Below are 23,539 nucleotides of genomic sequence, written 5' to 3'. Positions count from 1 at the left end.
ATGCTCAGCGCAGCCGACAACGACATGCTCACCCGCACCGGGGCCGAGACACCTATGGGGCAGTTCTTCCGCCGCTTCTGGCAGCCGGTGGCCCTTTCCCGCGAACTGCCCGAAGCCGATGGCGCGCCGATGCGCGTGAACATCATGGGCGAACGGCTCGTCGCCTTCCGCAACAGCGATGGCGTGGTCGGCTTGGTTGACTCGCGCTGTCCACACCGCGGCGCCGACCTGTACTTCGGCCGCAACGAGAACTGCGCGATCCGGTGCGTGTTCCATGGCTGGCAGTTCGACCTGCAGGGCCGTCCCGTGGAGCTGCCGAATGTGCCGCCCGGCGCGAGTTACCACGACACGCTGCGCCTGAAGGCCTACCCGACACGCGAGCACGGCGGGATCGTCTGGGCCTACATGGGCCCCGAGCCTTGGGAGCGAGAACTGCCGCAAGTGCCGCAGCTCGAGTTCGCAGATCTGCCTGAATCGCACCGTTATGTGACCAAGAAACTGCAGGAATGCAATTGGGCTCAGTCGATCGAAGGTGCGCTCGACACCTCGCACTTCTCGTTCCTGCACATGCCGGCGCCGAGCGTGCCGTCGAACGCAAACCCCGACGCGCCCGCCGACGAAAAGCGGCTGCGCTGGATCCGCGAAGACCCGCTGCCGCAGTTCTCGATCCTCGAGCACGAGGTCGGCTTCGTGGTGGGCGGCGCGCGCCGCGCGGAGGGCGGCGCGCGCTACTGGCGCAGCGCGCAGTTCGCGCTGCCCTCGCACAGCACCACGCCCTCAACGTTGCCCGGCGAAACCCACTTCGGCTACACCTGGGTGCCGATCGACGACGAGAACTGCTGGATCTACACCTACGCCTGGAACCCCGACCGGCCGCTGGGCGAGGAAGAGGTCGCGAAGTTCAAGGAAGGCCACGGCGTCATCGCGGAAGTCGACGCCAACTACATCCCGATCCGAAATCGCTCGAACGAGTACCTGATCGACCGCACACACCAGAAGCACATCAGCTTCACCGGCGTGCGCGGCGTTGCCGAGCAGGACGCGATGATCCAGGACAGCCAGGGGCGTATCAGCGACCGCACGCGGGAGCATCTCTCGCCCTCCGATGCCGCCGTAGTGCGTTTCCGGCGCACGGTGCTCTCGGGCGCCAAGGCGCTCGCGCGCGGCATCGAGCCCGAGGCGCCGCTGAAGCACGACGCCTACCGGCTGCGTTCGGGTAGCTGGTTCGCCTCGGAGGGCGTGCCCTTCGAGGATGTGATGCTCGAGCGCTTCGGCGACACGGTCGGCCGCGTGCCGGCCAAGACGCCCCACACCGTCACCGAAGGCACGGGGATGGAAGCCATCGTCAAGTAGCTGCACGTTTCGCGTTCGATACCCATCCAGGAGACAAAACAATGACCCCCACGAGATTCCGATGGCCTGCGGCCCTGGCCCTAGCCGCATGCGCCTTCCTCGGCGCCGCCACCGCCCACGCCGACACCTATCCGAGCAAGCCCATCAAGCTCATCATTCCTTATGCGGTCGGCGGCTCGACCGACCAGACGGGGCGGCTGATGGCCAAGTCGCTGTCCGAGCGGTTAGGGCAGCCGGTGGTGGTCGAGAACCGCCCCGGCGCGGGCGGCACCCTGGGGCAGGACTTCGTGGCCAAGGCGCCCGCCGATGGCTACACGCTGCTGTTCAGCGCCGCGGGCCCGCTCGCGGTAACCCCGCACGTCTATCCCAAGCTCGGCTACGACCCGATCAAGTCCTTCTATCCGATCACGCTGGTGGCGACGCAGCCGCTGCTGCTAGTAGTCAAGCCCGAGCTCAAGGTCAACAGCGTCAGCGAATTGATCGCCGAGGCCAAAGGCAAACCCGGCAAGCTCTCTTACGGCTCGTTCGGCAACGGCAGCGCCGCCCACCTGGCGGGCGAGTACTTCAAGATGCTCGCCGGCGTGGACATGGTGCACGTGCCGTACAAGGGCAGCGGACCAGCGCTGGTCGATCTCGTCGCCGGCCAGATCGACCTAATGTTCGACGTCTTCAGCACCTCGGCACCGCTGGTCAAGGGCGGCAAGCTTCGCGCCATCGCGATCACCTCGACGCAGAGGTCACCGCAGTTCCCGCAGGTGCCGACCATGCAGCAGGCTGGAGAGTCGCCGACTTCGAGGCCGGCACCTGGTTCGGCCTGCTTGCGCCCGCGAACACGCCGCGCCCCATCATCGACAGACTGTCGCACGAGACCAATGCCGCGCTCCAGGAGAAGGAGCTGCAGGAAATCCTGGCCTCCCAGGGCGCCAGCGTGCGCGGTGGCACGCCCGATCAGTTCAAGACCTATTTCCTCGCGGAGTTCAACAAGTGGGGAAAGATCGTCAAGTCGGCCGGCATCACCGCCGAGTAGCCGCGCCGCGCAGTTCTCTTCTTTTTCCTCCGCACGCCCCTCGAGGAGAGGGGTCCTTTCCGACCATGAAACTTCTGAGCTATTCCCATCAGGGACAGGCGCGCTGGGGCGCGCTCGTCGGCGAACGTATCGCCGATCTCCAGGCCGCTTCGCAGGGGCGGTTTCCGACCCTTCGCAGCGCGCTGTCGCAACTCGGGCTGCCCGGGATCGAGGCACTGGCCGAGGGCGCCCGGCTGGATGTCGCGCTGCGCGACGTCAGCCTGCTGCCTGTCGTGCCCGATGCGCCGCGCATCTTCTGTGTGGGCCTGAACTATGAGGCGCACCGCGTCGAGGCCAAGCGCGAGAAGACCGGCCAGCCGACCATCTTCCTGCGCGTGGCGTCCTCGCAGGCCGGTCACGGCCAGCCTCTGGTGCTGCCGTCCGAGTCGGCTTGCTTTGACTACGAGGGCGAGATCGCCATCGTCATCGGCACGGGCGGCCGGCGCATCCGGGAGGAAGACGCATGGGCGCACGTCGCGGGCTATGCCCCGTACAACGACGGATCGGTACGTGACTGGCAGGCTCACACCACGCAATGGACGCCCGGTAAGAACTTTCCTGCGACGGGTGGCTTCGGCCCGTGGATGGTCACGCGCGGCGAGATAGCCGATGGTCAGGTGCTGGCCCTGACCACGCGGCTAAACGGCGAGACGGTGCAGCACGCGACCACCGAGCAGCTGATCTTCTCGATGCCGAGCCTCGTGGCCTACATCTCGGCCTTTACCGCGCTCGAGCCCGGCGACGTCATCGTCACCGGTACGCCCGGCGGCGTGGGCTTCAAACGCCAGCCGCCGCTGTACATGCGCGCGGGCGACGTCGTGGAAGTCGAGGTGGAAGGCGTGGGCACGCTGTCTAACACCGTGCGTGCGGAATGACGCGGGTTGCGCTGATCGAGGCGCGGATTGCCGCCCGAGCGGAGGTCGCGAGGGACATCTGCGTCTTCGAGATCGAAGCGGCGGGCGCCGCGCCGCTGCCGGCTATCGAGGCCGGCGCGCACATCGACGTTCATGCGAACGGCTTCGTGCGGCAGTACTCGTTGCTCGACGGGCCCAGCCTTGCGCCGCGGCGCTATCGCATCGCGGTGCTGCGCGCCGCGTCGTCGCGCGGGGGGTCCGAGGCGATGCATGCGCAACTGCGGGAAGACAGCGCATTGCGCATCTCGGCGCCGAGGAACAATTTTCCGCTACGGCCGGACAGTTCCTGCTCGGTTCTCATTGCAGGGGGCATCGGCATCACACCGCTCATGAGCATGGCCGCTGCGTTGCATGCGAGCGGCGCGCGTTTCGCGCTGCACTACTGCGCGCGATCGAGAGACCGCATGGCCTTCGCCGACGAACTGCAGCGCGCGCCGTTCGCGCACGCGGTACACCTGTATTCGGACGACGAGGCACAGAGCGCCTTCGACGGCGAAGCCGTGCTCGCCTCGCAACCGCCCGGTGCGCACCTCTATGTGTGCGGACCTCAGGGCTTTATGGACCATGTGCTGGGCACCGCGCGCGACGCCGGCTGGGATGAAAGCAGGCTGCACCAGGAGTACTTCCAGGCAGCGGCGGTGGCGGCGACGTCCGGTGGCGATCGCGCGTTCGAGCTGATCGCCGTGCGAAGCGGCAAACGCATCACCGTCGCTGCCGCGGAGACCGCGCTGCAAGCCTTGACCCGCTGCGGCATCGAGGTCGCGTCTTCGTGCGAGCAGGGGGTGTGCGGATCGTGCCTGACGCCAGTGCTCGAAGGCATTGTGGACCACCGTGACTCGTTTCTTACCTCGCAGGAAAAAGTCCGAAACGAAGCGTTCCTGCCGTGCTGTTCACGTGCACACGGCGACGTGCTGATGGTGGACCTGTGAAGCGACTCTTTCAGAGATCCTAGGGAAACGCTGGAAAAGAACGGCTTGGTCGATGAGAACGGACGGCCGGTGGTCGATCTAGCCCGTGACCTGTAATCGGTGCCGCAAGGGCGCGGCGACCCACGTCTGGTGCGCGGTCAGTCCGCAACTCGACGGCAATGGCAGGGTGTTTTGCGCCGACTCCAATTGCCTGCTACGCGGAAGATCTGGTCGGAATCATTGATGTGCTTGGTCAGGCGCCGACCTCGCTGCTCGATGCGCTCAGCCTGATCGCGACACGGGATCGCGACGATCAACCTGCGTTTTTCCACTAGGTTTGAGTGTTTTCTTTGTCACGTCCTTTCGCGCCTGTGCGAGTAGGGAGTACAGCGCATCGAGCGCCTTTCGCTTCTCGGCGAGATAATCATAGCCGTCGTAGTGACGGGCCTGGACTCCCGCGATCCCATGCGACTGAAGGCGCCCGCGTATGTCGCTGCTTATGCCGGCGCTAGCCAGAAGCGTTTCGACTCCAGATCGAATCCGTTTGGCCTGAAAATTCGAGATGGCACTCGCTGCTTCTTTGGCCCAGTTGCTCAAAATCGTGGCACCGATGTGCGCCTTGCCTCCATCTGTCGAGACGGCAAAGACGCCTGTGGTTGGCGCGCTTTCAAGGCGTTGAGCTGACGAGCGTGCCGGACGACTCTCGCACGAGCTTACCGACTTCTGAATGCGCTGGAACGGGCTGGCAGGCAATGGCGGCAGCATGTCGGTGCTGCAATCGTGCTGGTAATAATGATCAGGGCGCTGCTCGTTGCAGATCAAGATGGTCTGCCCAGGTTTGGAGCATCGCGCGCCTTTCTTCTTGGTAAGGGTGGCGGTTATATGCAGCGCGGACCTTATCCGCTGGCACATGCGCCAGGCAAAGTTCGATGACGTCGGAGTTCGCGCCGATTTTGTTGAAGTGCGTACTAAAGGTGGCACGCATGCCATGCGGGGTGCTTTCTTCGTGATACCCGAGGCGAGCGAGTACGGCATTCAGTGACCGGTTCGCCATTGGGCGCTGCGGGTCAACTCGGTTGGGAAAGAGGTGCGCACGCTCCATTGGGACCAACTTGCGAAGGTCTTGAAGCAGAGTGATCGCTTGTCTCGAAAGGGGCACCCAATGCTCTCGCTTCCCCTTCATTCGAGAGGCCGGAATGATCCATTCCTTGTTGTGCAAATTGATCTCCTCCCAGCGTGCGGAGATGACTTCATCTTTTCGGCATGCAGTCTGCAGCATCAAAAGCATTGCGATGCGGGTTTCTTGCTTGACTCGACTTGCATCCAGTGCGCGGAGAAAGTTGCCGAGCCGCTCGGCTGGAAGTGCAAGGTGATGCACTTGATTTCTCGCCTGAAGCAGTCTGCGTGGCGGTGTTGGATTCGCCGAGATAAGACCGGTATCGACTGCGTGCTCGAAAATGGCGTCCAGGTGCGCTCGGAGGTTGCGGGCGGTCTCCGGCGCTCGTTTCTCCACACTGACCAGCAGTTTCGATAATTCCAGACGCGTCAAGCTCCCAATGGGTCTGTTTTCAAACTGGGGAAGCAAGTCGTTGTCAACTTCACGCTTGCGCTGCCGGATGGTTGCTGGCCGAAGTCGCTTGTCGGTTTTTGACAGCCAGGCCTCGGTCACCGCGCGGAAGGTTCCCAGTTGAGCGTGCTCATCTGCTTTTGCTTTTTGCGACTTGGCATCCTGTCTATGGCGGACCGGGTTGATCCCCTCTGCTACGAGGGTGCGAGCCTCTTGGTGCAGTTCTCGAGCCCGCTTCAAGGTGGTGTCTGGATAGGCGCCTAGCGCAAGAAGACCTTCTTTTTCATCCAACCAGAATCTGTAACGCCAGAGCTTCGCGCCATTCGGTTTCACCACAAGAAACAGTCCGCCTGGATCGGTGAGTTTGTGCTCCTTGGCCTGAGGTTTCGCATTTTTCAGCTGCGTTTCGCTGAGCGTCCGTGGGGAGCGGGGTGGCGTAACTGTCAGGGTATGCATCGCAAGATCCGGGGTGGCGTACCCGAATCGTATCCGAAGCCGTACCCGAAATTTTGCTGGATTCGGTCGGACAACCTAGGAAGGGCTAGGAGCGATACTTGAGTTAAATCGTTGATTTAAAACAAGTTTTCTTGCCGCTAAAGCTCCTGAGTGTTCCCAAGGAATCCTTGATGAAAATTCCAGGTGGCTATTTTCATGAAGATGCGAAGTGATGGCGATCGGCCGCGAAGGGACGCCAGCTTAGCAAAAGCAGTCGAAAAACCTGGTTACACCCACTCCAGGCACGCAGAGCGATCTCTCTCTCGTCGCGATCCGCCTCAAGCCAGCGTATACGGCGGCCGTCTTCGCGCACGATGCCTTCGAAGGTCGCGGGCTCGGCGGCATGTAGTGTCGGGCGCGCATCGATCGCATGCGCATGGTCACGCGTGAAATCGCCCATCGCGAGGTTGTGCGTGTGCACGTGCTGACCCGCGCGAATCGGCCTGCTCGCAAAGCCGATGATCTGCCCGTAGCGGCGCACCGCGGCGCCCGGCTCGATGGCGCGCGTGGCCATCTTGTGGCCCGGCGGAATCAGCCCGGCCACGGCCACGTTTTCGCTTTCGATGTGCGTGCCCGCGACCAGCTGGTCGAGCGAGATCACGACATCGTCATCGGCATGCAACCGGATCACGCGGGCGTGGGAGCGGGGCTGGGACATGGCTGTTGCACCGTCACTCGACGATGTTGAAGTCCTTGAGGTGCTCGGTCTTCAGCGTGAGGCCCAGGCCCGGCTTGTTGTCGTCGAGCTGCACGAACCCGTTCTCGGCCACCGGCTCGCCGTCGAAGATGTAATAGAACAGCTCGTTGCCCACTTCGACGTCGTGCATCGGGAAGTACTCGCTCATCGGCGAAGCCAGCGTGCTCATCGTCAGGTGGTAGTTGTGCATCTGGCCCGCATGCGGAATGACCGGCACGCTGTAGGCCTCGCACAGCGCGTTGATCTTGTGCGCCGCCGTGATGCCGCCCACGCGGTTGGTGTCGTACTGCACCACCGACACGGCCTTGCGATCCAGCAGCTGCTTGAATCCGTAGAGCGAGAACTCGTGCTCGCCGCCCGAGATCGGAATGCTGGTCAGCTGGTTCAGCTCGGCATAGCCGTCGATGTCGTCGGCGATCACCGGCTCCTCGAGCCAGCGCGGCTGGAATTTTTCGAGCTTGGGCAGCATGCGCTTGGCGTACTCGACGTTCCAGCCCATGTAGCACTCGAGCATCAGGTCGTTGTCGTAGCCGATGACTTCGCGCACCGCCTCGACCGACTTCAGGTTTTCCGCCACGCCCTTCTGCAGGTGCGCCGGGCCGTAGCCGAAGCGCATCTTGAAAGCGGTGAAGCCCTGGTCCAGGAACTTCTGCGCCTCGGCCTGCATTTCCTTCAGGTCAGTGCGGTACAGCTTCGAGTAATAGCAGGGAATCTTTTCCTTGGTGCGGCCGCCGAGCAGCTTGAACACCGGCTTGTTGACCGACTTGCCCAGGATGTCCCAGATCGCGAGATCGACCGCCGAGATGGCGGCCATCGTCACGCCCTTTCGGCCCCAGGCGTGCGTGGTGCGGTACATGCGTTGCCACAGGTACTCGTAGTCCCACGGGTCCTGGCCGATGACCAGCGGCGCCAGGTACTGGTCGATGATGGCCTTGGCGATGGCCGGCGCGAGCGCCACGTTGCCCAGGCCCACGATGCCGTCGTCGGTCTCGATCTCGACCACGGTCCACGAATGGAAGCGGAAGGTGCTCATGGTTTCCTGCGGTGCGTACAGCAGGTCCATTGCGTTGGAGCAGAAGTTGCCCTGCGGAGGAACGGTCTTGCCCTTCCATTCGAAGACTCGGGCGCGCACGGATTTGATCTTCATCTTCTCGATCTTTCTAAGGTAGGAGGTAGGTGTTGGATGTGTGGCTCAGGCCGGGGTCGCGGTCTTGCCGAGAATGCGCGTGGCCCCCATGCGGCTGGCAATCCGGAACGCCTGCCACATGGCTTCGGCGCTGGCCTTGCCCTGGCCTGCGATGTCATAGGCGGTGCCGTGCGCGGGCGTGGTGATAGGAATCGGCAGCCCGCCCTGCACCGTGACGCCGCGGCTGAAGCCCAGCAGCTTGATCGCGATCTGGCCCTGGTCGTGGTACATGGTCACGATCGCCTGGTACTCCCCGGCCTGGGCTTTCAGAAAGATGGTGTCCGCCGGGAACGGGCCATGGAAAGGAGACGCGGTGGGCCAGCTGCGTGCCTGCAGAGCCTTGACCGCCGGCTCGATGATCTCGACCTCTTCGCGCCCGCACACACCGCCGTCGCCGCCGTGCGGATTGAAGGCCGCGATCGCGACCTTGGGCTCGGCCACGCCGTTGGCCAGAAGCGAACGGTAGATCAGTTCGGCCGCATGCTCGATGCGCTCCACGCTCAGGTAACCAGCCACGTCCTTCAGCGGCACGTGCGACGAGATGCGCGAGGTCCAGAGCTCGCCGAGCGTGTTGAACTCGCAGAAGTAGCCGGTCACGCCCAGGTGCTCCGCAAAGTGGTGCAGCTCGTCTTCATGCTGCATGCCGCCGATCTTCATGGCCTGCTTGTTGAGCGGCGCAAAGCAGATCGCATCGACCTCGCCGGCCAGCGTCGCGTCCATGCACTGGTCGAGCACTTTCAGCACCGCGCGCCCGCCCGGTGCAGCGGCCTGGCCGCGCTGCACCAGCGCCGGATCGATGCTCTGCACCGCCAGGAAGGCCGGACGCGCCGTGCTCGCGCGGCTCCGCACTTCTGCCAGTGTCTTCACCTCGTCGGTGCCGACGGAGACGCCGGCGATGCGCTGGCCGTCTTCCCACAGCCAGCGGTCGCCGATCAGCACGATGTTCGCGTCCGCGGTGGCGTCGGGCCGGGCCAGCAGCCGCGCGATCAGTTCGGCGCCGATGCCGGCGGGGTCGCCCAGGGTGAGGGCGACGACGGGGAGGGCTTGCATGTTCATCGAGAGATGCCTAGTCCAGCTTGATGTGGTTCTTCTTGATGACCTCGCCAAAGCGCTTGTATTCGGCGGCATGGAATTGCGCGAACTGCGCCTGGGTCATCGGCGTGATCTCGGCGCCGATGGCGTCGAGGCGGGTCTTGGTTTCGGGCATGGCAAGCACCTGGTTCACGGCGTCGTGCACCTTGTCCTGCACCGCCTTGGGCGTTGCGGCCGGCATGTAGATGCCGTACCAGGCGCTCATCTCGATGCCGGGCACGCCGGCCTCGGCCAGCGTTGGCACGTTGGGCAGTTGCGGGTTGCGCTTTGGCGTGGTCACGGCCAGCGCGCGGACCTTGTTGTTCCGGATCTGCCCGATCACCGACGGCATGGTGTCGAAGCTCAGCTGCACCTGGCCGCCGACGAGGTCGATCAGCGCGGGGCCGCTGCCCTTGTACGGCACGTGGACGAGGTTGACGCCGGCCGCATCCTTGAACATCTCGGCCGCGATGTGCTGCGTGCTGCCCGCGCCGCTGGTTGCGTAGTTGAGCTTGCCCGGCTCCTGCTTCGCGAGCTTGACCAGCCCCTGCACCGAGTCGGCCGGCAGGCTGTTGCTCACCACCAGCACGTTGGGTACCGCGCCGACGAAAGCCACCGGCACCAGGTCGCGGTTGCTGTCGTAGTTGAGCTTGAGCAGGTGCGGCGCAATCGCATGCGCCGTGACCACGCCCATCACCATCGTGTAGCCGTCGGTGGACTTGGCTGTTGCGTCGGCCGCGAGCGTGTTCGATGCGCCGGGCCGGTTGTCGACCACCACCGGTTGCTTGAGCAGCGGTCCGAGCCGGTCGGCCACAGCGCGGGCCATGGCATCGGTGCCGCCGCCCGGCGCCGAACCGACATAAATCTTGATGGGGCGAGTGGGCCAGTCCTGGGCCTGTGTGGCGCCGGCGCCAAGTGCCAGCAGCCCCGCGGCCGTGGCCGCCATGAGCGTTCGTTTCATCTGCTTGTCTCCGACTGTTTTTCCAAAATCCTCGGGGCCAATCGTAGGCAGCCGATTGATCCTCGTAAACTGAAAGCTCTTGATCGATCAATAACTGGAGGTGATCAAACAATGGGCTCCATCGACAAGCAGGACACCACGCCCCAACTGCTCAACCGGCTGCGCATGCGGCAGATCGCCCTCATCCTGGCCATTGAGGACCGGCGCACCCTGCGCGCCGCGGCGGGGCAGCTCGGCTTGACGCAGCCGGCGGCCACCAAGATGCTTCATGAACTCGAAAGCGCGCTCGGCCAGTCGCTGTTCGACCGCGTCGGCCGGGGCCTGCAGCTCAACCCGGCTGGCGAGCGCGTGACCGGTTATTTCCGCAGCATTCGCGGCAGCATGGAGGCGCTGAACCGCGAACTCGGCGAACTGCGGCTCGGCAGCGCTGGCAAGTTCTCCGTCGGCAGCATCATGGCCGCCTCGCCCGGACACCTGACCGAGGCGCTGCTCGGCCTGAAGGCGCTGTTTCCGCTGCTGTCGGTAGAGATTGCGGTCGACACCAGCGACCGCCTGCTGGCGCAGCTGCGCGAGGGCGTTCTCGAAGTGGTGATCGGCCGGCTGGTCAGCCAGCCGGGCTTCGACTGCGTGTTCAGGGCCATCGAGGACGAGGGGCTTGCGGTGGTGGTCGGCAACGACCATCCGCTGGCGCGCAAGCGCAAGGTGGAGTTCGAGATGCTGCTGGACTACCCCTGGATACTGCAGCCGGCCGGCAGCCCGATGCGCGATCTGATCGAACACGAGTTTCGCGATCATCACGCGACGCTGCCCAAGGGGCTGATCGAGACCGGCTCCATCCTGACCACCATCAACCTGATCCGCCGTTCGCAGATGATCGCGGTGGTCCCTGAGGCGATGGCGCGCCGCGACGCCGAGCACGGGCTGCTTCACATCGTGCACTACCGCATCCGCCAGAAGCTCGAGGCCTACGGCAGCCTGGTGCGCAAGGACCGCCCGCTGACCAAGCCCGCGGAGCATTTTCTGGAGCTGGTGCATGCCAGGCCGAAAGCTGCCCGCGCGGAGTAGCGGGAGGGTGCGTGTAGAAATTGTCCTGCATCGACGATGGCATTCGTCCGGCCCGGCGGTATTTTCGGGCTGCCAAACTGCTGTCTCCCAACCACTTGGAGATCCCGATGCCGGACGACATGGAGATCCGCGTTCCGCAGAACGACGAGCGAATCGACATCACCGACCTGAAAGAGGTCGACTACTGGACAAAGTGGTTCGGCGTCAGCGAGGCGCGGCTGCGCATGGCCGTCGCGTCCGCCGGCACCATCAAGGACGATCTGCGCGTCTACTTTGGCCTTCCCTGAAGCTGGAAGCGCGAGGGAGCAGGCCTCCGGCCGCACGCGCTGAATGGCTGAGTCGAAGCTTGCGATCTACGGCGCCATTGCGGCCAACGTGGCCATTGCCGCGACCAAGTTCGTGGTGGCCGGCATCACCGGCAGTTCGGCCATGCTGTCCGAAGGTATTCACTCGGCGGTCGACACCTTCAACGGCGTGTTGCTGCTGGTGGGCATCCGCCTGAGCCGGCGCCCTCCGACCGTCGAGCACCCCTTCGGCCACGGCAAGGAGCTGTACTTCTGGAGCCTGATCGTCGCGGTGCTGATCTTCGGCCTGGGCGGCGGCGTGTCGTTCTACGAAGGCGTCCAGCACATCCGCCACCCGGAGCCGATGCGGGATCCGACCTGGAACTACGTGGTGCTGGGCCTGGCCGTGCTGTTCGAGGGCGCGAGTTTCCTGGTTGCGCTGCGGCAGTTCCGCGCCCAGTCGCGCGGCGCGCCTTTCTGGCGCGCACTCGAGCAGAGCAAGGATCCCACCACGTACACCGTGCTGGCCGAGGACTCGGCCGCGTTGCTGGGGCTGGTCGTGGCGGCGCTGGGCATCTACTTCAGCCACCGGCTCGACTTGCCGGCGCTCGACGGCGCCGCGTCGGTGGTGATCGGGCTCCTCTTGGCGGGCGTGGCGGTGCTGCTGATCAGCCAGGCGCGCGGGCTTCTCATCGGCGAAGGCATTCGGCCCGAGACCGCGCGCGCCATCCGCAGCCTGGCAATGGAGCAGCCCAGCGTCAGCGAGGTCGGCCGCGTGCTGTCGATGTACATCGGCCCCGATGACGTCCTGGTCATCGTCGATGTGAATTTCAAGGATGGCACGGCCACCGGCGATGCGGCCGACGCCATCTCCGCGATCGAGCAGCAGGTGCGCGCGCGGTTTCCGATGATCAGGCGGCTCTTCATCGAGGCGAGCGAGTCGCCGGTGGGCGCGGTGGTGCAGGCTTCCTAGCGGGCCTGGCCGTCGGTCTTTGCTTACCCCAACATCCGTCTTTGCCCGAGCGTCCGCGGTGGCGCCCGCACCACCATTGGAAGCCACTCAGGAGATTGCCAAATGAACACGCCATCGCCATCGCCGCGCCCCAAACATTCCCCCGACGAACCTGAAATCACCCAGGAAGAGTCCGTGCCCACGGACGGAACCGACCCCGACGGCGAGGCAATGATGAAAAAGGTCGAGAACAAGAAGCTCGAGGACCGTGGCGACGCCGAGCGCAAGACGCCCGACAAATCCTGATCCGCAACTCGGCGCAGTGGCTTTGTCTTCTCGCGAAGAACGGCGATTCCCTACAACCGCCGCCACGCTGCCTTGCTAGAACCCTCGGATGGCAGTGGCGGCTTGGCCTGCGGAGCCGCTTTCCGCCGCGGTTGGCGGGGAGAAGAGGGCAGAAAAGATCGCCTGCCCGTACGACGGAGGAAGAAATGAAACTTGACGGCGCGGCCGGGTCGGCCATGCAGGAAAGCTTGATGCAGGTGGGCGTTCCGGGGCTCGACGATGTTCTTGGCGGCGGGCTCACGTCCAACCGCCTCTACCTCGTCGAAGGTACGCCCGGCGCTGGCAAGACCACCATTGCGCTCCAATTCCTGATCGAAGGGGCGAAGCGGGGCGAATCGGTGCTCTACGTCACCCTTTCGGAAACGGGACGAGAACTGCGCGGCGTGGCGCATTCCCATGGATGGGACCTCGGTGGCATCGAAGTGCGCGAGATGCTTCCGACGGAAGCCGCGCTCGAACCCGACGAGCAGTACACGATGTTCCATCCCTCCGAGGTCGAGCTCGGCGAGACGACGTTGAAGATCCTTTCGGACGTGGACGTGCTCAAGCCGTCGCGGGTGGTGTTCGATTCGCTCTCCGAGCTGCGCCTCCTGGCCGGCAGTTCGCTGCGCTACAGGCGCCAGATTCTTGCGCTCAAGCAGTTCTTTGCGGGCCGCCAGTGCACCGTGCTGTTGCTCGACGACATGACCGCCATGAAGCACGACCTGCAGGTGCAGAGCATTGCCCACGCCGTATTGCGGCTGGAGCAGATCAGCTCCGACTACGGCGCCGCGCGGCGCCGGCTCATCGTCACCAAATACCGGGGCCAGCAGTTTCGGGGTGGCTATCACGACTACCGCATCGAGCGCGGCGGACTGCGCGTATTCCCTCGCCTGGTGGCGGCAGAACATGCATCGGCCCTGACACAGGTGCGAATTCCCAGCGGTATCGATTCACTCGATGCCTTGCTGGGCGGCGGCATCGAGCGGGGCACGAGCACGCTGTTCGTCGGTGCGCCGGGCACCGGCAAATCGACGGTCGCGGTTCAGTTTGCGCTGGCCGCGGCACAGCGCGGCGAATGCGCTGCCCTCTTCATCTTCGACGAGAGCATTACTACGCTGCGGACGCGTTGCGAAAGCATGGGCATGGACCTGGCGCCGCACATCGAAGCCGGCCGCATCAAGGTGCGGCAGGTCGACCCTGCCGAGCTGTCTCCGGGCGAGTTCGTGCACCTGATCCGGCTGGCGGTGGTCGAATCGGGCGCGGCGGTGGTGGTGATCGACAGCCTCAACGGCTATCTCAATGCCATGCCCGACGAGCGCTTCCTGATCGCGCAGCTCCATGAGCTGCTTTCCTATCTCGGACAGGCCGGCGTTGCCACGCTGCTGGTGGGTGCGCAGCACGGCCTCATCGGCATGCAGATGCAGACGCCCGTGGATGCGAGCTACCTGGCGGACGCCGTCGTGCTGCTGCGCTACTTCGAGCTCGACGGCGAAGTGCGCCAGGCGATCTCGGTGCTGAAGAAGCGCGGCGGTGCGCACGAGCGGACCATCCGCGATTTCTCCATGACCTCCACGGGCCTGCGGGTGGGCGAGCCGCTGCGCCATTTCAGAGGCATCCTGACGGGCATTCCCATCCCAATTCCCATCGACGGCGTACAGCCTGCATCGTGAGCTCGCTACCCGCGTCCGTCGAGCAGCGCATCCTGTTGCGCACCGCGACCTCCAGGGATGCTTTCATGGCGAGCGCCGTGCTGGCACGTGCGCAGGTCACCGTGCATACCTGCCCAAACCTGTGCGAACTGGTGCGTGGGCTCCAGGAAGGTGCCGGTGCCATCATGCTGGCGGAAGAAGTGCTGTCCGATCCGGCCGCAGCCGCGTTGACCGAAGCGCTGGGCTCGCAGCCCCCCTGGTCCGACCTGCCGGTGCTCATTCTGGCCCGCCAGGGCGCCGACTCGCCCGCCATCGCCGCGGCCATGGACCGGCTCGCGAACGTCACGGTGATCGAACGGCCGATGCGCGTGGCGTCGCTGATCAGCACGGTTCGCACGGCGCTGCGGGCACGCAATCGGCAGTACCAGCTGCGCGGCCTGCTCGATGGCCTGCGCGAATCCGACCAGCGAAAGACCGAGTTCCTTGCCACGCTGGCGCATGAACTGCGCAACCCGCTCGCCCCGATGAGCACCGCGCTGACCCTCTTGATGCGCAAGCCGCACGAGCACTCGGAGGCCTTGCGCTACTACGAGCTCATGGGCCGGCAGATCGAGCACATGGTGCGGCTCGTGAACGACCTGATGGAGGTCTCGCGCATCACGCGCGGAAAGATCGAGCTGCGCATGGAAGCCGTCGCGCTCGAAGCGGTGATCAAGGATGCCATCGAGCTGAGCCGGCCTTTGCTGGAAGGCTCCAGCCACACATTGAGCATGGACCTGTGCAGCCAGCCGCTGGTGGTGCGAGGCGACGGCGTTCGCCTCACGCAGGTTTTTTCGAACCTGCTCAACAATGCCGCAAAGTACACCGCGCCCGGTGGAAAGATCCGCATCGTTCTCCGCGAGGAAGGGCGCAGCGCCGTGGTCGAAGTGTGGGACAACGGCACTGGCATTGCACCCGAGATGCTGAAGTCGATCTTCGAGATGTTCGTGCAGGTGAGTGGCACCTCCAAGGCGGCGCAAGGCGGGCTGGGCATCGGGCTGACCTTGGTCAAGAGCCTGGTCGAACTCCATGGCGGCAGCGTCGAGGCAAGAAGCGACGGGCTCGGCCGCGGCGCAATGTTCTGCGTGCGCCTGCCGCTCACGCAACTCGAGGCGGGCGTGCCCCAGGCCCCATTGCCCGTCATTCGCGGCTGGCCGTCATCGTTGCAGGGCACGGTGCTGATCGTCGACGACAACCGGGATGCGGCCGATGCGCTCGGCGATCTGCTGCGCTCGCTCGGCGCAACGACTCGCGTGGCCTACAGCGGCGACGCCGCATTGCGCATGATCGCCGATGGCCCGCCACCCGGGCTCGCGATCCTGGACATCGGCATGCCGGGCATGGACGGCTGTGAACTGGCCATGAGGCTGCGCGCCAATCCTGCGCTTGCCGGCCTCCTCCTCGTCGCATTGACTGGCTGGGGGCAGCGGGGCGACAGGGAGCGCATCGCAAAGGCGGGCTTCGACCATCACCTGCTCAAGCCCCTCGACCTGGCGGTGCTGATCTCGATTCTGCGGGGTCATTCATGAACCACGATGCGTCCACGCTCTCGGCGGCCGCCCGCTCGGCCCAGCGGCCTTCGCTCTGGCGGCGCTGCCGCCGATGGGTGCTGCCGCTGGTGGGGCTCGCGGTGCTCGGCCTGCTGCTGTCGCATGCGCACAAGGTCGACTGGGCGGGCGCGTGGGAGGCGCTGCAGCGCTATCCGGCAACGCTGCTGCTGGGGGTGCTCGGCATTGCCACCGCAAGCCATGCGCTCTACGGCTGCTACGACCTGATCGGCCGGCGGCACACGCGCCATCGGGTGCCGCGCTGGCGCACCTGGGCCATTGCCGTTTCCAGCTACGCCTTCAATCTCAACCTCGGTTCGCTGGTCGGTGGCATTGCGCTGCGCGCGCGGCTCTACGCGCGTGCCGGCCTCGATGAAACCGTGGTGGCCCAGATCGTGGGTGTCAGCCTGGCGACGAACTGGCTCGGCTACGGGCTGCTGGCCGGCGGCCTGTTCGCGGCCGGCGTCATCGCGCCGCCGCGCCAGGCGAGCATCGGAGCGGACGCACTGCGCGCCCTCGGCGTCCTGATGATCCTTCTCGCGGCGGCCTACGTGGTGGCCTGCGCTTTTTCGCGCGGCCGGCAATGGCAGGTACGAGGGCGGCGGCTGAGGCTGCCTTCCGCGAAACTGGCGCTCATCCAGCTCACGCTCTCCACCGCCAACTGGGCGTTGATGGGCTGCGCCATGTACTTGCTGCTCGGCCGGCAGGTGCCGTATGCAACCACGCTGAGCGTTCTGCTGGCCGCGGCCATCGTCGGCGTGATCACGCCGATTCCGGCCGGGCTCGGCGTCCTGGAGGCCGTGTACCTGGCGCTGCTCTCGGGCAGCGTGCGCCAGGGTGCCCTGATGGGGGCCGTGCTCGCCTACCGCGCGCTCTACTACCTGCTGCCGCTGGGCGGGGGCATCGTGCTCTACGTGCTTCTCGAACGCCATGCGGCAAGCCATCCGCAAGGCGATTCGGAGGTCGACGCACCATGGCGCGCGCAAACCCGCTGAAGCGCTACAAGGAGAAGCGCAACTTCGGCGTCACGCCCGAGCCGGAGGAAGGGGGCGCATCGGCGCCCGGTATGCTGCAGTTCGTGGTGCAGAAGCACTGGGCGACCCGGCTGCACTACGACTTTCGCATCGAGCTCGATGGCGCCATGAAAAGCTGGGCGGTACCCAAGGGGCCGAGCTACGACACGCACGACAAGCGAATGGCCGTGCACGTCGAGGACCACCCGATCTCCTACAACCAGTTCGAGGGCGAGATACCGCCCAAACAGTACGGCGCGGGCAAGGTGATCATCTGGGACAAGGGCACCTGGACCCCGCTCGGCGATGCGCGCAAGGGCTACAAGGAGGGGCACCTGAAGTTCGAGCTGCACGGCTACAAGCTGCGCGGCAAATGGGCGCTGGTGCGCATGCATGGCAACAAGAAGGACGACAAGCAGGATGCATGGCTCCTGATCAAGGAGCACGACGGCTATGCCCGCCCTGCGGCCGAGTTCAGCGTGGTCGACCAGTTCCCTGACAGCGTGGCCAAGCTGCCGATGCCCGAGCCGGTTGCCGCGGCGCCTGCAACTGCTGCTGCTGCTGCTGCTGCTTCGCCGGCAAAGCGCGGCAAGGCGGCCGGGCGGGGTATGCCTGCCGATGCGGTGAAGGACGCCATGCCGGCCAAGCTCTCGCCGCTCCTGGCCACGCTGGTCGATGGCCCGCCGCCCGATCCGCAGAACTGGATCTACGAGATCAAGTTCGACGGCTACAGGCTGCTCGCCCGCGTCGATGCCAAAGGCGCGCGGCTCTTCACGCGCAACGGCCACGACTGGAGCAGCCGCATGCCGCACCTGGTGCACGCCATCGAACGCATGAAGCTCAAGCCAGGCTGGCTCGATGGCGAGGTGGTGGTGCTCAACGAATCCGGCGGCACCGACTTCCAGGCACTGCAGAACGCGTTCGACACCGAGAAGACGCGCAACATCGTCTATTTTCTTTTCGACCTGCCGTACTACGGCGGCTTCGATCTCACCCGCGTGCCGCTGGTCGAGCGCCGGGCCTTGCTGGAGACGCTGCTTGCCAAGGCACCGCCCGAGATCCGCTTCAGCGCAGTCTTCGACGCGCCGCCCCAGGACATCGTCGCCTCGGCCTGCAAGATCGGGCTCGAGGGGGTCATCGGCAAGAAAAAGAACAGCACCTATGCGTCGCGGCGTTCGTCTGACTGGATCAAGCTCAAGTGCTCGTTGCGGCAGGAGTTCGTCATTGGCGGCTACACCGATCCCAAGGGCTCGCGCGTGGGAATCGGTTCCCTGCTGCTTGGCGTGCACGACGAGAAGGGCGAACTCATCTATGCAGGCAAGGTCGGCACGGGCTTCAACGACCGCGCGCTCGTCGACATGCTCCAAAGGCTGAAGCCGCTTCGCGTCGACAAGCGGCCCTTCAAGGACCCCACCGAGAACGACCGCCTCGCGCATTGGGTCAAGCCAGTGCTGCTGGCCGAAGTCACTTTTTCCGAATGGACCAAGGACGGGCATGTGCGCCATCCGGTGTTTCACAGCTTGCGCAGCGACAAGCCCGCCAAGGCGATCATCCGCGAGAAGCCGGTCCACCAGACGGGTGCGAAGCGCGAACCCGAGACCCAGGCGGGACCCGCGCCCGCCGCCACGATGCCCGCCAACTTCAAGGTCTCGCACGCCGATCGCGTCGTCGATCCGTCCACCGGCATCACGAAGGTGGAGGTAGTGCGCTTCTACGGACTGGTCGCGCCGCTGATGATGGAGCACCTCAAGGGCCGGCCGGTGTCCTTCGTGCGTGCGCCGCAGGGCATCAAGGGCCAGCTTTTCTTCCAGAAGCATCTCGAAGAGGGGCAGATGGCGGGCGTGCGTCAACTCGATCCGGCGCTGTGGCCGGCGCATCCAGAGCTGATCGAAGTGGCAGGCCCGCTCGGCCTCTTGAGCGCGGCGCAGATGAACGTCATCGAGTTCCACACCTGGAACGCCGTGAAGACGCTCATCGGAAAACCCGACCGCATGACCTTCGACCTCGATCCGGGTGAGGGCGTCGGCTGGCCCACCGTACAACAGGCGGCGGAGCTGATGCGCGTGGTGCTCGATGAACTGGGCCTGCCCTCCTTCTGCAAGACAAGCGGGGGCAAGGGCCTCCATGTGGTGGTGCCAGTGAAGCGGCAGTACGACTGGGACACCCTGAAGGATTTTTCGCAGGCGATCGTGCAGCACATGGCCCGCACATTGCCGCAGATGTTCGTGGCCAAGAGCGGGCCGAGCAACCGTGTCGGCCGCATCTTCATCGATTACCTGCGCAATGGTTTCGGCGCGACCACCGTCTGCGCGTGGTCGGTACGGGCCCGGCCCGGAATGGGCGTGTCGGTGCCGGTGGAGTGGCAGGAGGTACCGGCGCTCACGAGCGGCGCGCAGTGGACCCTGCGAAACATCCACGCCCGGCTCGATCGGGGCAACGAGCCGTGGGCCGGCTATGCAAAGGCGGCGAAGAGTCCGGGCGCCGCAATGAAGATGCTGGGGTTCGAAGCAGCCAGTGCGCGTACGCGCAGACGCTGACGCCGCGCCCCGATCGCAGGGCTTGGCGACGCGCCGAAGTCAGGTCAGAGTTCGATGAAGGCCGAGGTGGCTTTGTTCAGCGCCAGCTTGCCCTTGGCGGTGATCGATTCCACCTGGGCGAGATGATGGATCGCACGATCGTCGGGCGTATGGCTGGTGGAGGGAGGAATGAACGCAGTCACCAGCTCGGCGGCCCGCAGCACGCGCAGCCTGTCGATGTCGGCCGTCGTATGGATGACGAATGGCAATCTCTGCTCGGCGAGGACCCGAAGAAACTCCATGGACATGAGCCGTCTCCTTGTCTAGATATGGACGAGCATTTTGCGGAGAAATTCGCGCTTGTGGCTGATTGCTGCAGCGCACATTCAGGCCGCAGTTGTATCAATGTGTTTTGCGTTACCGAGACTGAAAACGAAGGTCCCATTTTCCGGGGCCAGCGCCGGTTTTGGGCGCTTGTGCCGGTTACCGGTATCGGTGTATTGGCGATGCAATCGGGCGCCGCGCGTCCCTTTGCGCGCGGCTTTTCAGGCCTTCGGAGAATTGACCCGTTCGTAGGTCACGAAGCTGAAATTCAAACCTTCCTTGGCCGAAACGTGCGGCTCACGCTTTGTTTCGCGCCACTCCGAAGGGGAGAGTTCGGGCGCGTGCGCATCGCCTTCGTAGTCGTGGGCGAGTTCGGTCACCACGGCGTACTGCGCGAGCGGCTCGGCCTCGGCATAGATCTGTGCGCCGCCGATGATCCATACATCAGGCACCTGCGATTCTTCGCACAGCGAGAGCGCCTCTTGCAGGTTGCCCGCGGGCTGCGCGCCTTCGGCTTTCCAGTCGTCCTGCCGCGTGATGACGATGTTGCGCCTGCCCGGCAGCGGCCGGAACCGCGGCGGCAGCGAGTCCCAGGTCTTGCGGCCCATGATGACGGGCGCAGCGCCGGTCGTCTGCTTGAAGTGCGCCAGGTCTTCGGGCAGGTGCCAAGGCATGGCGCCGTTGGCGCCGATCACGCCGTTGGCGGCGCGGGCGAAGATGAGGTTGATGCGCGGTGTGGTCATGAGGCCGAACGGTCCACTCACACCGCCACGGGCGCCTTGATGGGCTCGTGGTGCTTGTAGTCGAGCACTTCGAAATCCTCGTACTGGTAGTCGAAGATCGAAGCTGGCTTGCGCTTGATGTGGAGCGTGGGATACGGGTAGGGCGTGCGGCTTAGTTGCAGCGCCACCTGTTCGGCGTGGTTGCTGTAGATGTGGCAGTCGCCGCCGGTCCAGACGAAGTCGCCGACGTCGAGATCGCACTGCTGCGCCATCATGTGCGTGAGCAGCGCATAGCTCGCGATGTTGAAGGGCACGCCAAGGAAGATGTCGGCGCTGCGCTGGTAGAGCTGGCAGCTGAGCTTGCCGCGCTCGCCCGGCGACTGCGGCGGCGCCACGTAGAACTGGAAGAACGCGTGGCAGGGCATGAGCGCCATCTTCGAGAGCTCGGCAACGTTCCATGCGCTCACGATGATGCGGCGCGAATCGGGGTTGGTCTTCAGGGTCTTGATGACTTCGGAGATCTGGTCGATGTGGCCGCCGTCGGGCGTGGGCCAGCTGCGCCATTGCACGCCGTAGACCGGGCCCAGATCGCCATCTTCGCGCGCCCACTCGTCCCAGATGGTGACGCCGCGCTCCTTGAGCCAGTTGTTGTTGCTGGAGCCGGTCAAAAACCACAGCAGTTCCTGGATGATGGACTTCAGGTGCACCTTCTTCGTGGTGACCAGCGGAAAACCTTCGTTCAGGTCGAAGCGCATCTGGTGGCCGAACACGCTCTTGGTGCCCGTGCCCGTGCGGTCGCTCTTGTGCACGCCATGGGTGTCCACGTGGCGCATGAAGTCTTCGTACTGGGAGCGGATGGGGCGGGCAGGCGTGGAGGTCATGAGGGAGGGGTGTCGGAGACCGGGGTGTTCGAATTTTACGGACTGATTGCTTTCTTGCTCCTTCCCCCTTTGGGGGAAGGTTGGGATGGGGGCGGCTCCCGCGTCAGACCTACACCCGGATCACCCGGCCCGGGTTCAGGATGTTCTGAGGATCGAGCCCGCGCTTGATCGCGCGCATCATCTCCAGCGCCACCGGCGACTTGTGCTTTTCGAGCTTGTCGACCTTGAGCGAACCCACGCCGTGCTCGGCCGAGAACGAGCCGCCGAACTTTTCGACCGCGTCGTACACCAGCGTGTTGATGCGCTCTTCCTCGTTCTTCAAAAAGGCCTTGGTGTCGATGTTCTCAGGTGCCTGCACGTTGTAGTGCAGGTTGCCGTCGCCCAAGTGGCCGAAGTTCACGAGCCGCACGCCCGCGATCTCGCGGGCCAGCAGGGCGTCGGTCTCTGCCACGAAGGCCGGAATGCTCGAGACGGGGATCGAGATGTCGTGCTTGATGTTCAAACCCTCTTCGGCCTGCGCGAGCGGAATGCTCTCGCGGATGTGCCAGAGCTGGTGTGCCTGCGCGAGGTTCTCGGCCACCACCGCATCGGTCACGCAGCCGTCTTCGAAAGCCGTTTCGAGCAGCGCCTCGAAGCGCGCGCGGGCATGGTCTTCGGACTCGCTGTCGGAGTTTTCGAGCAACACGCAATAGGGTACGGCGTCGTCGCCGATGAAGGGCACGCGCAGCTGCGGCATGTGCTTGTCGACCAGGCTCAATGCAAACTTGCCCATCACTTCGAAGCCCGTGAGGCCCGAGCCCAGATGCTTGTGCGCAAGGCCCAGCAGCGTCACCGCATGGTCGAGCGAAGGCACCGCGGCCCAGGCTGTGAGCTGTGCGGCGGGCAGCGGATAGAGCTTCATGGTCGCGGCGGTGATGATGCCGAGCGTCCCTTCGCTGCCGATCATCAGGTCGCGCAGGTCGTAGCCGGTGTTGTCCTTGCGCAGGCCGCTGGTGCCTTCCCAGATTTCGCCCTGCGGCGTGACCACTTCGAGGCCGAGGCACAGCTCGCGCGTGTTGCCGTATCGGACCACCTGCGTGCCGCCGGCGTTGGTGGCAAGGTTGCCGCCGATCGTGCAGCTGCCTTCGGCCGCCAGGCTCAGTGGGAACAAAAAGCCTTGCTTCTCGGCTGTCTCCTGAAGAGTCTGCAGGATGCAGCCGGCTTCCACGGTCATCGTGAGGTTGGCGGCATCCACGGTGCGAATCGCGTTCAGCCGCTGCAGGCTCAGCACCACCTGCGTGCCGCTGTCGTCGGGCGTGGAGCCGACCGCCAGTCCCGTGTTGCCGCCTTGCGGCACGATGGCCGTGCCGACCGCCGCACATGCTTTGACCACGTCGGCTACTTGCCGCGCATTGGCGGGCCGCACCACGGCCAGCGACTTGCCGTGCGCGCGTTTGCGCCAGTCTTGTTCGTAGGCCGTGAGGTCGCCTTCGTTCAGCACATGCTGCGCACCCACGATGGCGCGCAGCTGGTCGATCAGGGGAGAAGAAGTGGTCGTCATTGGCGTCATTGGGTGGAAGCCTCCAGTTGTCGGGCAGCCTTGGCGTTGCGCAGGCGCAGCCGGACGTGCAACGCGCAGGCCGTGAAGAGCGCGAGGCACAGCAGCACCTCGATGAGCGCGAGCACTTGGCCCACGCCGTTGGTGTCGCTCCAGGCGCGCACCACGCCCTCGGTGAAATAGAGCCAGATCATCAGGCTGACCCAGCGGTAGGTGTACATGCGGTTCTTGTAGAGCCCCGCAAGCGGAATGACAAGAGGCAGCACCTTGAGCGCCAGCAGCGAGCCGCCGGGCCGCAGCGGCGCCAGCCACAGCTCCCAGGCCAGCCCGAGCACGATGAGTCCGCCAAGGCTGCCGACGGCAAGCCATCGGGTGGTGCTGACGGAAAAAGAGGCGTGCGGTGTGATGGTTTGCATGGATGGAACACCGCGGAACTGGCGACACGGAGTGCGCGAAGACGAGGGG

General features: G+C 65.0%; 22 protein-coding genes and 3 pseudogenes. 13 read left to right on the top strand and 12 right to left on the bottom strand.

Annotation, left to right across the window (positions count from 1 at the left end; all coding sequences use genetic code 11):
* The 5 genes and pseudogenes from BLR24_RS02940 (at nucleotide 1) to BLR24_RS02925 (ending at nucleotide 4,262) form a co-directional block, all read left to right on the top strand.
* The gene (locus BLR24_RS02940) at nucleotides 1-1,353 is read left to right on the top strand and encodes a Rieske 2Fe-2S domain-containing protein (RefSeq protein WP_093012299.1); all 1,353 of its coding nucleotides are present in this window, start codon (nucleotides 1-3) and stop codon (nucleotides 1,351-1,353) included.
* Nucleotides 1,354-1,394: 41 nt separating this feature from the next.
* A pseudogene (locus BLR24_RS31225) lies at nucleotides 1,395-2,075 on the top strand (Bug family tripartite tricarboxylate transporter substrate binding protein); the annotation flags it as partial.
* A gap of 92 nt (nucleotides 2,076-2,167) precedes the next feature.
* Complete coding sequence (locus tag BLR24_RS31220; RefSeq protein ID WP_368086184.1) at nucleotides 2,168-2,380, top strand: tripartite tricarboxylate transporter substrate-binding protein; 213 nt, start codon at nucleotides 2,168-2,170, stop codon at nucleotides 2,378-2,380.
* A 65-nt stretch (nucleotides 2,381-2,445) separates the two neighbouring features.
* Nucleotides 2,446-3,294: a fumarylacetoacetate hydrolase family protein gene (locus BLR24_RS02930; RefSeq protein ID WP_093012296.1), complete on the top strand. Its 849-nt coding sequence runs from the start codon at nucleotides 2,446-2,448 to the stop codon at nucleotides 3,292-3,294.
* Nucleotides 3,291-4,262, top strand: coding sequence for a PDR/VanB family oxidoreductase (locus BLR24_RS02925; RefSeq protein ID WP_093012293.1), 972 nt, complete (start codon nucleotides 3,291-3,293; stop codon nucleotides 4,260-4,262). The genes BLR24_RS02930 and BLR24_RS02925 overlap by 4 nt, the downstream gene beginning before the upstream one ends.
* Before the next feature lie 261 nt (nucleotides 4,263-4,523).
* On the opposite strand, the gene BLR24_RS30230 is transcribed toward BLR24_RS02925, so the two are convergent.
* The 6 genes and pseudogenes from BLR24_RS30230 to BLR24_RS02900 all read right to left on the bottom strand — a co-directional run bounded on the left by BLR24_RS30230 (nucleotide 4,524) and on the right by BLR24_RS02900 (nucleotide 10,203).
* Nucleotides 4,524-5,063: a site-specific integrase gene (locus BLR24_RS30230; RefSeq protein WP_139188690.1), complete on the bottom strand. Its 540-nt coding sequence runs from the start codon at nucleotides 5,061-5,063 to the stop codon at nucleotides 4,524-4,526.
* Nucleotides 5,038-6,264: a tyrosine-type recombinase/integrase gene (locus BLR24_RS02920; RefSeq protein ID WP_093012290.1), complete on the bottom strand. Its 1,227-nt coding sequence runs from the start codon at nucleotides 6,262-6,264 to the stop codon at nucleotides 5,038-5,040. The genes BLR24_RS30230 and BLR24_RS02920 overlap by 26 nt, the downstream gene beginning before the upstream one ends.
* 334 nt (nucleotides 6,265-6,598) lie before the next feature.
* Nucleotides 6,599-6,961 (bottom strand): annotated as a pseudogene (locus BLR24_RS02915) (UxaA family hydrolase); the annotation flags it as partial.
* 13 nt (nucleotides 6,962-6,974) lie between these two features.
* On the bottom strand, nucleotides 6,975-8,147 hold the full coding sequence (locus tag BLR24_RS02910) for an L-rhamnonate dehydratase (RefSeq protein ID WP_093012283.1): 1,173 nt from the start codon (nucleotides 8,145-8,147) through the stop codon (nucleotides 6,975-6,977).
* Nucleotides 8,148-8,192: 45 nt separating this feature from the next.
* Entirely contained in the window at nucleotides 8,193-9,242 is a 1,050-nt protein-coding gene (locus tag BLR24_RS02905; protein ID WP_093012280.1) for a 4-hydroxythreonine-4-phosphate dehydrogenase PdxA, read from the bottom strand.
* Between the two features lie 10 nt (nucleotides 9,243-9,252).
* Nucleotides 9,253-10,203, bottom strand: coding sequence for a Bug family tripartite tricarboxylate transporter substrate binding protein (locus tag BLR24_RS02900; RefSeq protein WP_254787149.1), 951 nt, complete (start codon nucleotides 10,201-10,203; stop codon nucleotides 9,253-9,255).
* A 126-nt stretch (nucleotides 10,204-10,329) separates the two neighbouring features.
* Here BLR24_RS02900 and BLR24_RS02895 point away from each other — a divergent pair, with 126 nt between their 5' ends.
* From BLR24_RS02895 to ligD, 8 genes are all read left to right on the top strand, one after another.
* On the top strand, nucleotides 10,330-11,283 hold the full coding sequence (locus BLR24_RS02895; protein ID WP_093012274.1) for a LysR family transcriptional regulator: 954 nt from the start codon (nucleotides 10,330-10,332) through the stop codon (nucleotides 11,281-11,283).
* A gap of 107 nt (nucleotides 11,284-11,390) precedes the next feature.
* Nucleotides 11,391-11,570 carry a DUF3606 domain-containing protein gene (locus BLR24_RS02890; protein WP_093012808.1) on the top strand — a complete coding sequence of 60 codons (180 nt, stop codon included), beginning with the start codon at nucleotides 11,391-11,393 and terminating at the stop codon, nucleotides 11,568-11,570.
* Nucleotides 11,571-11,613: 43 nt separating this feature from the next.
* Nucleotides 11,614-12,540: a cation diffusion facilitator family transporter gene (locus tag BLR24_RS02885; protein ID WP_093012271.1), complete on the top strand. Its 927-nt coding sequence runs from the start codon at nucleotides 11,614-11,616 to the stop codon at nucleotides 12,538-12,540.
* A 102-nt stretch (nucleotides 12,541-12,642) separates the two neighbouring features.
* On the top strand, nucleotides 12,643-12,825 hold the full coding sequence (locus BLR24_RS02880) for a hypothetical protein (protein ID WP_093012269.1): 183 nt from the start codon (nucleotides 12,643-12,645) through the stop codon (nucleotides 12,823-12,825).
* Nucleotides 12,826-13,010: 185 nt separating this feature from the next.
* Nucleotides 13,011-14,516, top strand: a complete 1,506-nt coding sequence (locus BLR24_RS02875) for an ATPase domain-containing protein (RefSeq protein WP_093012266.1) — start codon at nucleotides 13,011-13,013, stop codon at nucleotides 14,514-14,516.
* A complete protein-coding gene (locus tag BLR24_RS02870; protein WP_093012263.1) occupies nucleotides 14,513-16,063 on the top strand; it encodes a hybrid sensor histidine kinase/response regulator in 1,551 nt (516 codons plus the stop codon). The genes BLR24_RS02875 and BLR24_RS02870 overlap by 4 nt, the downstream gene beginning before the upstream one ends.
* Nucleotides 16,060-17,076 (top strand): lysylphosphatidylglycerol synthase domain-containing protein, encoded by a 1,017-nt coding sequence (locus BLR24_RS02865; RefSeq protein ID WP_093012260.1) that lies wholly within the window; start codon nucleotides 16,060-16,062, stop codon nucleotides 17,074-17,076. The genes BLR24_RS02870 and BLR24_RS02865 overlap by 4 nt, the downstream gene beginning before the upstream one ends.
* Nucleotides 17,055-19,631: a DNA ligase D gene (gene ligD / locus BLR24_RS02860; protein ID WP_093012257.1), complete on the top strand. Its 2,577-nt coding sequence runs from the start codon at nucleotides 17,055-17,057 to the stop codon at nucleotides 19,629-19,631. Before BLR24_RS02865 ends, ligD begins: the two co-directional genes overlap by 22 nt.
* Here ligD and BLR24_RS31215 read toward each other — a convergent pair.
* From BLR24_RS31215 to BLR24_RS02835, 6 genes and pseudogenes are all read right to left on the bottom strand, one after another.
* Nucleotides 19,603-19,674, bottom strand: a pseudogene (locus BLR24_RS31215) (hypothetical protein); the annotation flags it as partial. The gene ligD and the pseudogene BLR24_RS31215 sit on opposite strands and share 29 nt — an antisense overlap.
* A 1-nt stretch (nucleotide 19,675) precedes the next feature.
* The gene (locus BLR24_RS02855; RefSeq protein ID WP_093012254.1) at nucleotides 19,676-19,918 is read right to left on the bottom strand and encodes a hypothetical protein; all 243 of its coding nucleotides are present in this window, start codon (nucleotides 19,916-19,918) and stop codon (nucleotides 19,676-19,678) included.
* 237 nt (nucleotides 19,919-20,155) lie between these two features.
* Nucleotides 20,156-20,677: a dihydrofolate reductase gene (locus BLR24_RS02850; protein ID WP_093012251.1), complete on the bottom strand. Its 522-nt coding sequence runs from the start codon at nucleotides 20,675-20,677 to the stop codon at nucleotides 20,156-20,158.
* 17 nt (nucleotides 20,678-20,694) lie between these two features.
* Nucleotides 20,695-21,537, bottom strand: coding sequence for a thymidylate synthase (locus BLR24_RS02845; protein WP_093012249.1), 843 nt, complete (start codon nucleotides 21,535-21,537; stop codon nucleotides 20,695-20,697).
* Nucleotides 21,538-21,646: 109 nt separating this feature from the next.
* The gene (locus BLR24_RS02840; protein WP_093012246.1) at nucleotides 21,647-23,077 is read right to left on the bottom strand and encodes an FAD-binding oxidoreductase; all 1,431 of its coding nucleotides are present in this window, start codon (nucleotides 23,075-23,077) and stop codon (nucleotides 21,647-21,649) included.
* 5 nt (nucleotides 23,078-23,082) lie between these two features.
* Complete coding sequence (locus BLR24_RS02835) at nucleotides 23,083-23,490, bottom strand: DUF2069 domain-containing protein (protein WP_093012243.1); 408 nt, start codon at nucleotides 23,488-23,490, stop codon at nucleotides 23,083-23,085.
* Nucleotides 23,491-23,539 lie beyond the last annotated feature (49 nt).

The organism is Variovorax sp. OV700 (assembly GCF_900099805.1).
In the GTDB taxonomy this organism is placed as follows: domain Bacteria; phylum Pseudomonadota; class Gammaproteobacteria; order Burkholderiales; family Burkholderiaceae_C; genus Variovorax.
Note: the sequence above shows the minus strand (reverse complement) of the source record. Positions and strands in the feature narration are given on the sequence as shown.

Coding starts and splice junctions, on each gene's coding strand:
- BLR24_RS02940 (WP_093012299.1), top strand. CDS start 1: ATGCTCAGCGCAGCCGACAACGACATGCTCACCCGCACCGGGGCCGAG.
- BLR24_RS02930 (WP_093012296.1), top strand. CDS start 2,446: ATGAAACTTCTGAGCTATTCCCATCAGGGACAGGCGCGCTGGGGCGCG.
- BLR24_RS02925 (WP_093012293.1), top strand. CDS start 3,291: ATGACGCGGGTTGCGCTGATCGAGGCGCGGATTGCCGCCCGAGCGGAG.
- BLR24_RS02920 (WP_093012290.1), bottom strand. CDS start 6,264: ATGCATACCCTGACAGTTACGCCACCCCGCTCCCCACGGACGCTCAGC.
- BLR24_RS02910 (WP_093012283.1), bottom strand. CDS start 8,147: ATGAAGATCAAATCCGTGCGCGCCCGAGTCTTCGAATGGAAGGGCAAG.
- BLR24_RS02905 (WP_093012280.1), bottom strand. CDS start 9,242: ATGAACATGCAAGCCCTCCCCGTCGTCGCCCTCACCCTGGGCGACCCC.
- BLR24_RS02900 (WP_254787149.1), bottom strand. CDS start 10,203: ATGGCGGCCACGGCCGCGGGGCTGCTGGCACTTGGCGCCGGCGCCACA.
- BLR24_RS02895 (WP_093012274.1), top strand. CDS start 10,330: ATGGGCTCCATCGACAAGCAGGACACCACGCCCCAACTGCTCAACCGG.
- BLR24_RS02890 (WP_093012808.1), top strand. CDS start 11,391: ATGCCGGACGACATGGAGATCCGCGTTCCGCAGAACGACGAGCGAATC.
- BLR24_RS02885 (WP_093012271.1), top strand. CDS start 11,614: ATGGCTGAGTCGAAGCTTGCGATCTACGGCGCCATTGCGGCCAACGTG.
- BLR24_RS02880 (WP_093012269.1), top strand. CDS start 12,643: ATGAACACGCCATCGCCATCGCCGCGCCCCAAACATTCCCCCGACGAA.
- BLR24_RS02875 (WP_093012266.1), top strand. CDS start 13,011: ATGAAACTTGACGGCGCGGCCGGGTCGGCCATGCAGGAAAGCTTGATG.
- BLR24_RS02865 (WP_093012260.1), top strand. CDS start 16,060: ATGAACCACGATGCGTCCACGCTCTCGGCGGCCGCCCGCTCGGCCCAG.
- ligD (WP_093012257.1), top strand. CDS start 17,055: ATGGCGCGCGCAAACCCGCTGAAGCGCTACAAGGAGAAGCGCAACTTC.
- BLR24_RS02855 (WP_093012254.1), bottom strand. CDS start 19,918: ATGTCCATGGAGTTTCTTCGGGTCCTCGCCGAGCAGAGATTGCCATTC.
- BLR24_RS02850 (WP_093012251.1), bottom strand. CDS start 20,677: ATGACCACACCGCGCATCAACCTCATCTTCGCCCGCGCCGCCAACGGC.
- BLR24_RS02845 (WP_093012249.1), bottom strand. CDS start 21,537: ATGACCTCCACGCCTGCCCGCCCCATCCGCTCCCAGTACGAAGACTTC.
- BLR24_RS02840 (WP_093012246.1), bottom strand. CDS start 23,077: ATGACGACCACTTCTTCTCCCCTGATCGACCAGCTGCGCGCCATCGTG.
- BLR24_RS02835 (WP_093012243.1), bottom strand. CDS start 23,490: ATGCAAACCATCACACCGCACGCCTCTTTTTCCGTCAGCACCACCCGA.